The 14,390-nt window shown below is 68.5% G+C and carries 8 protein-coding genes and 1 pseudogene; 7 read left to right on the top strand and 2 right to left on the bottom strand.

Going from position 1 to position 14,390, the window contains the following annotated elements:
- From AB0I43_RS05530 to AB0I43_RS05505, 6 genes and pseudogenes are all read left to right on the top strand, one after another.
- Nucleotides 1-942, top strand: a pseudogene (locus AB0I43_RS05530) (hypothetical protein); the annotation flags it as partial.
- A 1,004-nt stretch (nt 943-1,946) separates the two neighbouring features.
- A complete protein-coding gene (locus AB0I43_RS05525) occupies nt 1,947-3,161 on the top strand; it encodes an acetyl-CoA C-acetyltransferase (protein WP_356971561.1) in 1,215 nt (404 codons plus the stop codon).
- A gap of 39 nt (nt 3,162-3,200) precedes the next feature.
- Nucleotides 3,201-5,351: a 3-hydroxyacyl-CoA dehydrogenase NAD-binding domain-containing protein gene (locus tag AB0I43_RS05520; RefSeq protein WP_356971559.1), complete on the top strand. Its 2,151-nt coding sequence runs from the start codon at nt 3,201-3,203 to the stop codon at nt 5,349-5,351.
- A gap of 177 nt (nt 5,352-5,528) precedes the next feature.
- Complete coding sequence (locus AB0I43_RS05515; RefSeq protein WP_356971557.1) at nt 5,529-6,077, top strand: lytic polysaccharide monooxygenase auxiliary activity family 9 protein; 549 nt, start codon at nt 5,529-5,531, stop codon at nt 6,075-6,077.
- A 281-nt stretch (nt 6,078-6,358) separates the two neighbouring features.
- On the top strand, nt 6,359-7,192 hold the full coding sequence (locus AB0I43_RS05510; RefSeq protein WP_356971556.1) for a lytic polysaccharide monooxygenase: 834 nt from the start codon (nt 6,359-6,361) through the stop codon (nt 7,190-7,192).
- A 243-nt stretch (nt 7,193-7,435) separates the two neighbouring features.
- A complete protein-coding gene (locus AB0I43_RS05505; protein ID WP_356971554.1) occupies nt 7,436-11,020 on the top strand; it encodes a protein kinase in 3,585 nt (1,194 codons plus the stop codon).
- Nucleotides 11,021-11,023: 3 nt separating this feature from the next.
- Here AB0I43_RS05505 and AB0I43_RS05500 read toward each other — a convergent pair whose 3' ends face one another.
- The gene (locus tag AB0I43_RS05500) at nt 11,024-12,340 is read right to left on the bottom strand and encodes a class I SAM-dependent methyltransferase (RefSeq protein ID WP_356971552.1); all 1,317 of its coding nucleotides are present in this window, start codon (nt 12,338-12,340) and stop codon (nt 11,024-11,026) included.
- Complete coding sequence (locus AB0I43_RS05495) at nt 12,337-13,752, bottom strand: FAD-binding oxidoreductase (protein WP_356971550.1); 1,416 nt, start codon at nt 13,750-13,752, stop codon at nt 12,337-12,339. Before AB0I43_RS05495 ends, AB0I43_RS05500 begins: the two co-directional genes overlap by 4 nt.
- Before the next feature lie 203 nt (nt 13,753-13,955).
- Here AB0I43_RS05495 and AB0I43_RS05490 point away from each other — a divergent pair, with 203 nt between their 5' ends.
- Nucleotides 13,956-14,390, top strand: a complete 435-nt coding sequence (locus AB0I43_RS05490; protein WP_356971548.1) for an SRPBCC family protein — start codon at nt 13,956-13,958, stop codon at nt 14,388-14,390.

Genomic DNA, 14,390 nt, shown 5'->3' with positions numbered 1-14,390 from the left:
GGCACGGCCGGGCAGGCTCGGGAATCGGTGGGTGCGCAAGGCGCGGCCGGGCAGGCTCCGGGATCGGTAGCTGCGCAAGGTGCGGGTTCGCATGCTGTGCAGGCGGAGTCGGCTGCACAGCGGGCGCAGGTGAACTATGCGGCGCAGGCACAGGTGGCCGGGGATTCGGCGGGGGCCGGTTTCGACACGCCGGTGGGGGCGGCGGAGCAGGGGGCGGCGAGCCAGGGGGGTGCTGGGTCGGAGGAACTGCTGCGGTCGGTGGAGGCGGCGTGGGCGGATATCCGGGCCAAGGTGCGGGAGTTCGGGGCCGCGGTGCAGGCGTTGCTGTCGGGTGCCTCGGTGGCGCGGATCGAGGGTGACGTGATCGTGTTCGCGCACCAGCACGCTCCACTGGCGAAGCGGTTGTCGGAGCCGCGCAATATCGAGGCGGTGCGGTCGGCGGTACGGGCGGTGCTCGGGCGCGACCACGATATTCGCTGGGAGGCGGGCGGTGTCGCGACACGTCCGGCGGCGGCGCCGGCCAAGCCGCCGCGCGGCGGAGCGCAACCCGGGCAGCCTCCGCGTGGCGGCGGTGACGGCGGCGGGCCCGCGGCTCCACCCCGCTTCTCGCGGCCGAGCCAGGCCAAGAACGCGCAGGCCGGTGGCGCGAACAACGCCCCGCCGCGCTCGCGGCCGGAGCCCAAGCCGTACGCCGACGACGACATCCCACCGCCCGACTTCCCCGATCTACCGGACGACCCGGGCCCTTTTGATTACCCGCCCGCCGAGACGGGCGCCGCACCCACCCCCGACGCGGCGTCGCGTGACCTCACGCCGGAGGAGGAGCAGGAGCTGATCGCGGAAGCGGCCAAGCCGGTCGCCCCGGAGGACCGGCGAGATCCGGACGAGGTCGCCCTGGAATTGCTCCGCGCCGAACTGGGCGCCACGCGCATCGACGGCTGAGACCCGCTGGGCCCAGGCGCCGGATGAGCCGCTCCGCGAGGGAACTTGCGCCGTCGGCGTCGTGACGGCGCACGTCACCGGCGCGACGTACGTCACCGGCGCGACGCACGTCACCGCCGCGACGCATGTCGACCCCTGAGACTCGACGGGGTTAGGGGCCGATGGGTCGTTCCGGAATCGCTCGTGCTCCGACGTCGCGGCGACGCGTGTCGACCGCTGAGATCCGGTGGATCCGAGCGTGCCGGATAAGCCGCTCCGGAACCCCGTGCGCCGTCGGCGTCGTGGCGGCGCAGGTCGCTGTCACCGCCGCGACGCAGGTCGACAGCTGAGTCTCGACGGGTTACCGGCCGGATGGGTCGTTCCGGAATCACTCATGCTCCGTCACCGCCGTGACGCGTGTCGACCGCTGAGATCCGGTGGATCCGAGCGTCCTGGATGGGTTGCTCCAGAATCCCTGTGCGCCTGGCGGTGGACGCGCGACCACGGCGGAGCCCCCGTTGGTGTGGGGTGCCCGAGGGATCGTGCCCGGCGCGACGCGCATCGGCGGCGGAGATCTGGTGGGTGCGGGCGCTCGGCAGGTCGCTTCGAAATTCCGTGTGTGACGCACATCGGCTGCTGAGTCCGTCGGTTCGGGCGCCGGAGGGGTCGCTCCGGGATTGCCGTATGCCGGTCCGCGGGCGACGCGCGTCGGCGATCCGGAGCGGCGGGCGGAACCCGGGTTGTAACCGCCGGGGTCGATCGCTCCGGAATTGCTCCTCGGTGAGCCGGGCGCCACATCATCACATGGTTGACAAGCACCGCAGTCAGGACGTTAAGTTAACCGGAGTTCGCACAGCGCGTATTATGAACGGGTGGCCGTCGACTCTGGTATGGCGAGGCTCTATCGTGAGCAGTTGCGTGCCCGGATTTGTACAGCGTTATGCGGCACGAACGACGAGCCTGGAGCGTTTTGAGGACGCAGGGTAACTCCCGGCCGCCGCACCCCAAGGAAGGAAACACTCCACATGACCACAGAGGCCTACATTTACGAGGCCATCCGCACCCCGCGCGGACGCGGCAAGAAGAACGGTTCGCTGCACTCGGTCAAGCCGATCGACCTCACCGTGGGTCTGATCCAGGAGCTGCGGAACCGTTTCCCGAACCTCGACGAGGACCAGATCTCGGACGTGATCCTGGGTGTGGTGAGCCCGGTCGGCGATCAGGGCATGGACATCGCCCGCACCGCCGTGACCGTGGCCGGCCTGCCCGACACCGTCGGCGGCTTCCAGCTCAACCGCTTCTGCGCCTCCGGCCTCGAGGCCGTCAACCTGGCCGCCCAGAAGGTGCGCTCGGGCTTCGACGACCTGGTCATCGCCGGCGGCGTCGAGTCCATGTCCCGCGTGGCCATGGGCTCCGACGGCGGCGCCTGGGCCCTGGACCCGGCCACCAACTACGACACCTACTTCGTCCCGCAGGGTGTCTCGGCCGACCTGATCGCGACCATCGAGGGCTTCACCCGCGATGACGTCGACGCCTACGCCGTGCGCTCGCAGGAGCTGGCCGCCGCGGCCACCACCGGCGGCTACTTCGCCAAGTCCATCGTTCCGGTCAAGGACCAGAACGGCCTCGTCGTGCTCGACAACGACGAGCACATGCGTCCCGGCACCACCGCCGCGGATCTGGCCAAGCTGAACCCGTCCTTCGCCCTGGTCGGCGAGATGGGCGGCTTCGACGCGGTGGCGCTGCAGAAGTACCACTTCGTGGAGAAGATCAACCACGTGCACCACGGCGGCAACAGCTCCGGCATCGTCGACGGCGCCGCGCTCGTGCTGATCGGTTCGGAAGAGGCCGGCAAGGCTTCGGGCCTGACCCCGCGGGCCCGCGTCGTCGCGACCGCCACCTCCGGCGCCGACTCCACCATCATGCTGACCGGCCCGACCCCGGCCGCGAAGAAGGCTCTGGCCAAGGCCGGCCTGTCCATCGAGGACATGGACCTGGTCGAGATCAACGAGGCCTTCGCCTCCGTCGTGCTGAAGTTCCAGAAGGACATGAACGTCCCGGACGAGAAGCTGAACGTCAACGGCGGCGCCATCGCGATGGGCCACCCGCTGGGCGCCACCGGCGCGATGATCACCGGCACCATGGTCGACGAGCTGGAGCGCCGCAACGGCCGCTACGCGCTGATCACCCTGTGCATCGGCGGCGGCATGGGCGTCGCGACCATCATCGAGCGCGTCTAACCCCAACCGACGCAGACTTTCACAAGGAGACAAAGAGCTGTGACCGAAAACAACATGATCGGTTGGGAGCAGGATTCGGACGGCATCGTCGTTTTGACGATGGATGACCCGAACCAGGGCGCCAACACGATGAACGAGCTCTACAAGAACTCGATGACCGCGACCGTCGAGCGCCTCGAGGCCGAGAAGGACAACATCACCGGCGTGGTGCTGACCTCGGCCAAGAAGACCTTCTTCGCGGGCGGCGACCTCAAGAACATGATGAAGGTCGGCCCCGAAGACGGCCAGGGCCTCATGGACGAGCTCGCCAACATCAAGGGCGCGCTGCGCCGCCTGGAGCAGCTGGGCAAGCCGGTCGTCGCCGCCATCAACGGCGCGGCGCTCGGCGGCGGCCTGGAGATCTGTCTGGCGACGCACTACCGCATCGCGGCCGACGTGCGCGGCGTGAAGATCGGCCTGCCCGAGGTGAAGCTGGGCCTGCTGCCCGCCGGTGGCGGCGTCACCCGCACCGTGCGCATGTTCGGTCTGCAGAGCGCGCTGATGCAGATCCTGCTGCAGGGCAACGAGTTCAACCCCACCAAGGCCAAGGAAGTCGGCCTGGTCAACGAGGTCGTCGGCTCGATCGAGGAGCTGGTCCCCGCGGCCAAGGCGTGGATCAAGGCCAACCCGGACAAGGGAGTGCAGCCCTGGGATGTCAAGGGGTACAAGATCCCCGGTGGCACCCCGTCCACCCCGGCCTTCGCGGCGAACCTGCCCGCGTTCCCGGCCAACCTGCGCAAGCAGATCAAGGGCGCGAACATGCCGGCCCCGCGGGCGATCATGTCCGCCGCGGTCGAGGGTTCGCAGGTCGATTTCGACAACGCCTCGCTGATCGAGTCCCGCTACTTCGTCGGCCTGCTGACCGGCCCGGTCGCGAAGAACATGATCCAGGCGTTCTTCTTCGACCTGCAGTCGATCAACAACGGCGGCTCCCGTCCGAAGGATGTCCCGAAGAAGGACATCAAGAAGATCGGCGTGCTCGGCGCGGGCATGATGGGCGCGGGCATCGCCTACGTCTCGGCCAAGGCCGGCTACGAGGTCGTGCTGAAGGACGTCACCCTCGAGGCGGCCGAGCGCGGCAAGAACTACTCCGAGAAGATCGAGGCCAAGGCCCTCTCCCGCGGTAAGACCACCGAGGAGAAGTCCAAGGCGCTGCTGGACCGGATCAAGCCGTCCGCCGACGCGGCCGACTTCGCCGGTGTCGACTTCGTCATCGAGGCCGTCTTCGAGAACACCGAGCTGAAGCACAAGGTGTTCCAGGAGATCGAGGACATCGTCGACGCGGACGCGCTGCTGGGCTCCAACACCTCCACCCTGCCGATCACCGGTCTCGCGACCGGCGTGAAGCGCCAGGAGGACTTCATCGGCATCCACTTCTTCTCCCCGGTCGACAAGATGCCGCTGGTCGAGATCATCAAGGGCGAGAAGACCTCCGACGAGGCGCTGGCCCGGGTGTTCGACTACACCCTCGCGATCAAGAAGACCCCGATCGTCGTCAACGACAGCCGCGGCTTCTTCACCTCGCGCGTGATCGGCACCTTCGTCAACGAGGCGATCGCCATGCTGACCGAGGGCATCGACCCCTCGACCATCGAGCAGGCCGGTCTGCAGGCGGGCTACCCGGCCGCGCCGCTGCAGCTCTCGGACGAGCTGAACATGAAGCTCATGCTGAAGATCGCCAAGGAGACCGAGGAAGCGATCGCCAAGGGCGACGCGACCATGGGCCGCAAGCGGCACCCGGCGATCGACGTGATCGAGTACCTGGTGAACGAGGGTCGTCCGGGCCGCCTGGAAAAGGCCGGCTTCTACGAGTACGACGAGAACGGCAAGCGCACCGGTCTGTGGCCGGGCCTGCGCGAGCACTTCAAGACCGTCGCCGATTTCGGTGTGCCGATCCAGGATCTGATCGACCGCATGCTGTTCATCGAGGCGATCGAGACCCAGAAGTGCTTCGACGAGGGCGTGCTGATCACCACCGCCGACGCCAACATCGGCTCGATCTTCGGCATCGGCTACCCGGCGTGGACCGGTGGTGTGCACCAGTTCATCGTCGGTTACCCGGGCGGCCAGGCGGGCTTCGTGGCCCGGGCGGACGAGCTGGCCGCCAAGTACGGCGAGCGTTTCCAGGTGCCGGATTCGCTGCGGAAGTAATTTCGCGGTAGCACCGTAACGAAGCCCGTCACCACACATCGTGGTGGCGGGCTTCGTCGTCATCCGATCTCAATGTTTTCCTGCCCCAGGGTTCCGGGTACTCAGATTCGAGACTTTCAGCAATTCAACAGCTACGACGACCTTGCTGTTCGTTCACGACGATGAGGGAGAACAACAGTGGGTTTTCGTACCCTGTGTTTCGCCGGTGCCACGCTGGGGGTGGCATTGGCGATCATGCCCGCCGGGACCGTCTCCGCGCACGGTTATCTGTCCGGCCCGGCCAGTCGTCAGGCCCAGTGTGCGGCGGCGGCTGTTTCCTGCGGGTCGGTGTCCTACGCGCCGCAGAGCGTGGAGGGCCCCGCCGGGCAGCGGAATTGCAGCGCGGGCCGCGCCGAATTCGGCGACCTCGACGACGACGCCAAGCCGTGGCCGGTGCACGAGGTGAGCGGTGCCGTCGATTTCACCTGGACACTGACGGCGCCGCGCGCCGCCGGGAGCTACGAGTACTTCATCGGCGACAAGCGGGTCGGCTTCGTCGAGGCGGGCAACGCGACCGCGACGCGGACCCACAAGGTGGATCTGTCCGGCTTCCGCGGCCGGCAGAAACTGCTGGCCATCTGGAATGTCGCCGACAGCGCCAACGCGTCCTATTCGTGTGTCGATCTCGACATCGGCGGCGAGGCGCCCGCGCCCGCCGAAGCCCCGGCGGTACGCAAGCCGGTCTGATCCGGCCCGTCTTCGCCCGAGCCCGTTTCCGCAGCTGCGGGGACGGGCTCGATCCTTTGCGCGGCGGCACCATTGAAACCGGCTGGTCCCAATGTTTTTCCTGCCGAGCAGGCGATTTATTTTGTAATCCCCACTATATCGGCAGTTTTCGGCCAGTTATCGGAATTCCTTGACCCTTCAATGGTGAAAACATATGGTTCACACTGCGTTTGATCACAGGACAGTAACGCCGGCCCCTTACTGTTCCGCACTCCGATCCACACCGATGAGGAGAACAAGAAGTGGGAATTCGTGCCCTGTCCATCGCCGGCGCCGCCCTGACCATCGCGCCGCTGGTGATCGCTGTCCTGCCGCCCGGCACCGCCGCGGCTCACGGCTACGTTTCGGGACCGGCCGGTCGCCAGGCGCAATGCGCCGCGCGGACCGTCTCCTGCGGGCCGGTGCAATACGAGCCGCAAAGCGTGGAAGGCCCCAAGGGGCAGCGCAATTGCAGCGCCGGCCTGGCGAACTTCAAGGAACTCGACGACGACGGCAAACCGTGGGCCGTCCACAATGTCCGCGGCACCGTCGAATTCACCTGGACGCTGACGGCGCTGCACCGCACCGCGAGCTACGAGTACTACATCGGCGGCACCCGGGTGGGCTACGTCGACGCGGGCAACCAGATCCCGTCGTCGAATTCCCAGACACACCGGGTGGATCTGTCCGGGTTCAGCGGGCGGCAGAAACTCCTGGCCATCTGGAACATCGGCGACACGGTCAACGCGTTCTATTCCTGCGTCGACCTGAATATCGGCGGTACCGCCACGCCGACGAGCACGCCCCGGCCCTCGGACCCGCCGACCACCACCCCGAAACCTACCGAGCCGACGACCACCCCGCCCCGCCCCACGACGACGCGGCCGACGAATCCGCCGTCCAGCACCCCGAAGCCGACCCAGCCGCCGACCACGCGTCCGGAGCCGGGCGGCGCGGAGTGGCGGCCGCACGCCACCTATCGCGTCGACGACCAGGTGAGCTACCAGGGCGCGACCTACCGGTGCCGGCAGGCGCACACGGTCCACGATCCGAACTGGACCCCGCCCGCCACCCCGGCGCTGTGGCAGCGGATCTGATGCGCCGCTGATCGTCCCGGAGCCCGCCCGCGTGTCCGTCGCGGGCGGGCTTCCGGCCGCCCGGTCCTGATCGCCCCGGCGGCGGCGCGGCCCCGCCGAGGGCCGCCACCGCGCCGTCGGCGTCAGCCGGAACGACACCGCGACGAAACCTCACCCGCATGTCGTCATCCCGCGCTACGTTGGAGTATGCGCAGACAAATCGTCGCCGATGCCGCCGATTCGATGTGAGTTCGAGGTGGTCACATGAATCCACACGCGCGTTCGGGCGCCGGGGAGGAACCCGAAGCGGAGACCGCCGAGCCGAAACCCCCGAGGAATACCGACACCCAGCGCATGGAGCGGGTCGCGGTGGCCGACGAGTTGGCGGCGATGGGCCTGTCCGGGGCGGTGGAGATCGGGCGCGGCGGATTCGGCGTGGTGTATCGGTGCCTGCAGATCGCGCTGGAGCGGGTGGTGGCGGTCAAGGTGCTCTCCTCCGATATCGATGATGAGAGCCGCGAGCGCTTCCTGCGCGAGGAGCAGGCGATGGGGCGGCTGTCGGGGCATCCGAACATCGTCGACATCCTGCAGGTCGACGTCACCGCGGGCGGGATGCCGATCATCGTCATGCCCTATTGCACGCACGGGTCCTTCGAGCAGCTCATCCGCGACGAAGGCCCGCTGACTTGGTCGGATACTCTGCGTTCGGGGGTGAAGCTGGCCGGCGCGATCGAGAGCGCGCACCGGGCGGGCATCCTGCACCGGGATGTGAAACCGGCCAACGTGCTGCTCAGCGCCTACGGCGAACCGCAGCTCACCGATTTCGGCATCGCCCGCATCCCGGGCGGTTTCCGCACCTCCAGCAGCTTGATCACGGGCTCGCCGGCGTTCACCGCGCCGGAGGTGCTCAAGGGTGACGAACCCACCGTGCGCTCCGATGTCTACAGTCTCGGCGCGACGCTGTTCGCGCTGCTCACCGGCCACGCGGCCTTCGAACGGCAGGCGGGGGAGAAGGTGGTCGCGCAGTTCCTGCGCATCACCACCCAGCCGGTCCCGGACCTGCGCGACCAGGACATCCCGCCGGATGTCGCCGCGGCCATCGAACAGGCCATGAGCATCGATCCGCGCGAGCGCCCGGAGTCGGCCTTCGCCTTCGGTGAGCTGCTGCGCGCCGTCCAGCTCGCGCACAGCGGCGTGGCCGACGAAATGGCGTTGCTCGACCCGGCGGCGCTGCCGGACGAGATCGATCTCGCCACGGGTGAGCCCGCGCGGCTGCCGGAACCGACGGTGACCAGGCCCGCGTTCACCCGGCGCAGCTGGCCGCTGACGCTGCGGCCGGCGGTGTCCCAGCATCCGACCGGCGCCACGACGCTGCCGCCGACCGCGGCCACCAAGTTCCGGCCGCCCACCCCGGCCCGGGAACCGATGCCCCGGCCCCGCCTGCTGGACACGTTGCGCGCGGGCGGCCGCCGCCGGCTCGCGGTGATCCACGCGCCCGCGGGCTTCGGCAAGTCGACGGTGGCCGCGCAGTGGCGCGCCGAGCTGACCGCGAGCGGGGTGCCGGTCGCCTGGATCGGCGCCGGTCACGACGACGACAACGAGGTCTGGTTCCTGGCGCACCTGATCGAGGCGATCCGCCGCGTCCGGCCCGATCTGGGCACGGGCCTGGACCAGGTGCTGGAGGAGCGGCCCGCGGACGCGGTCGCGTACGTGATCGCCACGCTGATCGATGAGATCCACAGCAGCGGCGAGACCATCGTGGTGGTGGTCGACGACTGGCATCGCGTCGCCGATCCGGGCGCGCACCGGGTGATGGAGTCGTTGCTGGACAACGGATGTCACCATCTGCGGTTCGTGGTGACCAGCCGGGAGCAGTCCGGCTTGCCGGCCAGCCGGATGCGGGTGCACGACGAGCTGATCGAGATCGGCTCGACGGCGCTGCGCCTGACACTGGAGGAGACCAGGGAGGTGCTGGTCCGGCGGCACGCCTTCGATCTCACCGACGCCCAGATCGAACAGATCCAGACCGCCACCGACGGCTGGCCCGCCGCCGTGCAGCTGGTCAGCCTGGCCCTGCGCGGCAACGCCGACGTCGACCGGCTGATCGCGACCTTGGCCGAGGGCACGCACGGCATCCGGGAGTACCTCGCGGAGAACGTGCTGGACACCCTCGAGCCGCGCATGCTCGATTTCCTCACCGCCATCTCGGTGTCGGAGAAGATCTGCGGCTCGCTGGCCTCGGCGCTCTCCGAGGACAGCGAGGGCGATCTGCTGCTGGCCCAGGCCGAGCAGCGCGAGCTGTTCCTGCAGCGGGTCGAGCACGACCCGGAGTGGTTCCGGATGCAGCCGCTGTTCGCCGAGCATCTGCGCGGGCGGCTGGAACAGTCCGATCCCGCGAAGCTGAAGTCGTTGCACCGCAAGGCTTCCCGCTGGTTCGCCGAGCACCAGCAGTTGCGCAAGTCGGTGGACCACGCGCTGGCGGCCACGGATCTGAAGCTGGCGCTGGACTTGCTCGAGGGCGGCGGCATGGACCTGATCGACGGCTCCCGGCTGGCGACTCTGCTCGGCACGGTCTCGAAACTGCCGGTGCAGCAGGTGTCTTCGCGGTCGAAGCTGCTGATGGCGGTGGCGCGGGCGAATGTGAACCTGCAGCAGTCCGGTGCGGCGCGCACCGCGCTGGGGCGGTTGTCCAGCATCCTGGCGCGCGGGTCGGCCACCGACGCCGACGTGGCGCGGCAGCGCTGCGAGGCGGCCGTGCTGGCGGCGACGGATCAGATCGCGAGCGACCACACCGAAGGCGTGCTCGACCGGATCGCGGACTGTCTGGAACAGGCCGACGATCTCCCCGCCTGGACAGTCTCGACCGCGGCGAACCTGACCTCGTTCGTGCGGCTGTGCCAGTTCGAATTCGACGGGGCCCGCGAGATCCAGGAGTGGGCGGCGCCGTACCACCAGCGGTCGCGGGATCCGCTCGGCACGGTGTTCGGCCTGTGCGGGCAGGGCGCCGCGGCCTACGAGCAACTCGATATCCCGACTGCCGTGGAGCTGTTCCAGCGGGCCTGGGACACCGCGCGCGAGCAGGCCGGCCCGCATTCGCACGCGGTGCGTGTGGCCTCGGCGCTGCTCGGCGAGATGAACTACCGGCGCGGCGATCTGACGGCGGCGGATCGGCTGCTCGACGAGAGCCATCAGCTGGTCACCCGGATCGGGCCGGTCGATTTCCTGATCTCCACCTTCGTCGTCGGCGCGCGGGTGAAGGCGGTACTCGGCGATCTCTACACCGCCGCCGCCCGGCTGGACGAGGGCTCGCGCATCGCCGAGGACGGCCGGCTGCCCCGGCTGGCCGCGCACATCCGGGCCGAGCGGTTGCGGCTCGGGTTCCCCGTCGGCGCGATGGACGACGAGCGGCGGCACCCGGACCGGCTGGGCGCGTTCCACCATTCGCACCGATTACGCGGCGCCGCCGCGCTCACCGCCGAGGCCGAGGAGATCGCCGCCATCCGCGGCCTGCTCGCGCAGCGGCACCCGCACTCGGAGGACACCGCGGTCCGGCGGGCTCGCGCGCTGCACGGCCGGATGCTCGAACAAGCCCGCCCGCGTGCGGAATTGGACACCGCGCTGCTGCTGGCCGAGTGCCTGGCGGCCGCGGGGTGGGTGGGCGAGGCCACCGGTCTGCTGCTGCCCGCCGCCGCCACCTGCGCCGAACTCGGCTGGACCCGGCCCCTGCTGGACGCGGGGCCGGGCGTCGTCGCCATCCTGCGGGTGCTGCGCGCCGATCTGCACCAGGGGCCGCACCCGTCCGAGGAGGTCACCCTCCCGGCGCTGTTCCTGGCCGAGCTGCTGGACTGAGCGCTACGGCCGCCACCAGGGGCGCAGCGGCAGGCCGGAGTGCCCGTCGGGGCCGAGCTTCACGCCCAGGACCTGGTGCAGCTGCACCACGTTGCGCTGGAAGCCGAGCCGCGAGCCCGCCATGTACAGGCCCCACACCTTCGCGGTGCTCTCGCCGACCTCGGCGACGCAGGCGTCCCAGTTCGCCACCAGGTTCTTGCACCACTCGTGCAGGGTGAGCGCGTAGTGCTCGCGCAGGTTCTCCTCGTGGATCACCTCGAGCCCGATGTTCTGGATCTCGGAGATGATGCGCCCGGAGCCGATCAGCTCACCGTCGGGGAAGACGTAGCGGTCGATGAAATCGCCCGCCTTGGTGGTGCGGGTGTTGTTCGGGCGGGTGATGCAGTGGTTCAGGAACAGGCCGCCGTCGCGCAGCTTGCTCTTGATGAACTCGAAGTAGAACGGGTAGTTGTGCACGCCGATGTGCTCGGTGAGGCCGATCGAGGAGACCGCGTCGAAGCCGGTCTCGGCGATGTCGCGGTAGTCGGAGTGGCGCACCTGGGCCAGCTCGGACAGGCCCTCCTCGGCGATCTTCTGCTGCGCCCACTCGGCCTGCTCCGCGGACAGCGTCGCGCCGATCACCTTGACGCCGCGCTTGGCGGCGTAGCGCACCATGCCGCCCCAGCCGCAGCCGATGTCGAGCAGCCGGTCGCCGGCCTGCAGCCGCAGCTTGTCGAAGACGAGGCGGTACTTGTTCTCCTGCGCCTGCTCGAGGGTCCAGTTCTCGTCCTCGTAACACGCGCAGGTGTAGGTCATGGACGGGCCGAGGACGTACTCGTAGAAGGTGTTGGAGACGTCGTAGTGGTGATGGATGGCCTCGGCGTCGCGAACCTTGGAGTGCCGCAGCCCTTCCAGTGCGATCCGGCGCCAGCGCGGCAGGGTCTCCTGCGGCGGCGGCGCGACGGGTTTGAGTCGTTCCCAGCCCAGCGAGCGCGCGATGGTGACCAGCGCGAGCGCGGACGGGCGATGGAACTTCAGGCTGTCCATCGCCCGCAGGATCTCGTACGGGTCGCCGGGGTGCACGCCCTCGGCGACCATGTCCCCGGAGATGTAGGCGCGGGCCATGCCCAGATCACCCGGCGCGGTGGCCAGGTAATTGATGCCGCGCGAGTTTTTGACCTCGAGCGAGAACGGGGAATCCTCGGGACCGGTGGAACTGCCGTCGTAGGCGGTGAACCTGATCGGCATCGGGCCCTCGATCAGGGTCTCGAAGATTTCCGCAATGCTGAGTTTGGTCCCGAGGTCCGTGAAAACATCGGAACGGTCCTTGAATGTCGTCATTTGCGTTGCACCGCCTTCGAATACAAATCCAACAGTCGCTGGTCTGGGTCGTAGCGTTTCTTCAGTTCGGTATAGAGCTCACCGCCGTACAGGGCCGCGAATTCATCTTTGCCGTAGTAAGCGTCCGAGTACAGCGACTTATGCCCGTCGAACTCCGTTACTTTTTGTTCGATGGCACGATTCGCGGCGCCCTCCGGCTGACCCGGCACCGTCGGCACCGCGGACCAGAAGCCCACGTTGACGTAGGTGCGGTTGGGCTCCAGCGGGTACAGCGGCCACGGCCGGGCCGTGCTGCCGGCCGGGGCGGCGTCCCGCAGCCGCAGCGGGCACAGCCACAGCGGTTCGATCGGGATGTCCTGCAGGAACCACTCCACGAAATCCGCGGTGCGCTCGATCGGTACCTCGATGTCCTGCACGACCCGCTCGCGCGGTGGATTGCCTTGGCGCGCTTCCATTTTGTCGCCGATGTGATACTTGTGGTCGAGCGCGATGAGCTTCCAGTAGAAGCTGCTGCGGCGGTAGCGTTTCGGCCAGAATCTGCGGATCCGCGGGTTCTGGGTGCCGAACGCGCGCGAGCACCAGAACCAGTCGGTGTCCCAGCGCCACAGGTAGTCGTGAATGGTGAGCCGATCGCGCTTGACGGCCGGGCCGTCGTGCTGGATGGACCGGTAGTAGATGTCCATGTCGGTGTAGTCGCTGACCGGGCCGGGCTCCTCGGTCTGGCGGCCCAGCGTCAGGTAGCTCTCCTCTGCGGTGAACACCACCCCGTCCAGGTAGTCGACGCGTTCGCCGTCGTGGGACCGCTCGGTGACGATCCGGGCCAGCGTCTGCTCCAGCTCGCGCAGATCGCGGAAACGCAAGTGCCGCAACGCGACGAAGGGCTGCACCGGCTCCAGTTCGATCTTCAGCCGCACCGTGTAACCCAGGGTGCCGTAGGAGTTCGGGAAGCCGCGGAACAGGTCGGCGTGCTCGTTGCCGGGGGTGGCGGTGAGAATCTCGCCGGCGCCGGTCAGCACGTCCATCTCCAGGACCGACTCGTGCGGGAGCCCGTTGCGGAACGAGGTCGATTCGATGCCGAGGCCGGTGACGGCGCCGCCGAGGGTGATGGTTTTCAGCTGCGGGACGACCAGCGGCGCGAGCCCGTACGGCAACGTCGCGGCGACCAATTCCTCGTAGGTGGTCATGCCGGCGACGTCGGCTGTCCTGGCCTCCGGATCGACCTGGATGACCTTGCCGAGGCCGGATACGTCCAGTCCGGGCGCGGGGTTCTTCGCCCGTGCCCGAAATAGGTTGGATGTCTTTTTTGCCAGTCGCACGTTGGCGTCGGCCGGTATGGCGCGATAACTCGCCAACAGCCGATCAACACCCGCCTGATGCGCGGCGAAACCCGATTCGTTCAGACTCACTGCCACCCTTCGACGCTAGTACGCACGATGGCCGGACAGCCACGGAAAGCCGCCGACGGGCAAGAAATGTCACGCATATGTTGCACCGGGAATGTTTTCGACTTCCCACCGGTTCACCGAACCCGCTCCGGGGGCGGCCCCTGCACGCCGGGCGGCGAGCGGGACAGGGCAGGATAGGCGGCAGACGCCTACCGATAGAGGAGCTCATTGTGGGACAGGTCAGCGCCAGCAGTTCGGTCACCGTCGCCGCGGAACCGCAGCGCGTGCTCGAAGCCATCGCGGACTACCAGACGGTGCGCCCGCGCATCCTCAGCTCGCACTACCACGACTACAAGGTGCTCGAGGGCGGCACCGGCGCGGGCACCGTGGCCGCGTGGACGCTGCAGGCGACCAAGGATCGCTCGCGCGATGTGCAGGCCGTGGTCTCGGTCTCCGATTCCATCGTGACCGAGCGGGACAAGAACTCCTCCATGGTCAACACCTGGACGGTCACCCCCGACGGCGCCGGCTCCCAGGTCACGCTGCGCACCACCTGGCAGGGTGCGGGCGGCGTCAAGGGCATCTTCGAGGGCATCTTCGCGCCGCTCGGCCTGAAGAAGATCCAGGCCGAGGTGCTGGAGAACCTGAAGCGCGAGATCTCCTAG

The organism is Nocardia sp. NPDC050435, assembly GCF_040655395.1.
GTDB lineage: Bacteria > Actinomycetota > Actinomycetes > Mycobacteriales > Mycobacteriaceae > Nocardia.
Note: the sequence above shows the minus strand (reverse complement) of the source record. Positions and strands in the feature narration are given on the sequence as shown.

What these genes read in the sequence shown, in the direction of transcription:
- AB0I43_RS05525 (WP_356971561.1), top strand. Translation starts at nt 1,947, where the DNA reads ATGACCACAGAGGCCTACATTTACGAGGCCATCCGCACCCCGCGCGGA.
- AB0I43_RS05505 (WP_356971554.1), top strand. Translation starts at nt 7,436, where the DNA reads ATGAATCCACACGCGCGTTCGGGCGCCGGGGAGGAACCCGAAGCGGAG.
- AB0I43_RS05500 (WP_356971552.1), bottom strand. Translation starts at nt 12,340, where the DNA reads ATGACGACATTCAAGGACCGTTCCGATGTTTTCACGGACCTCGGGACC.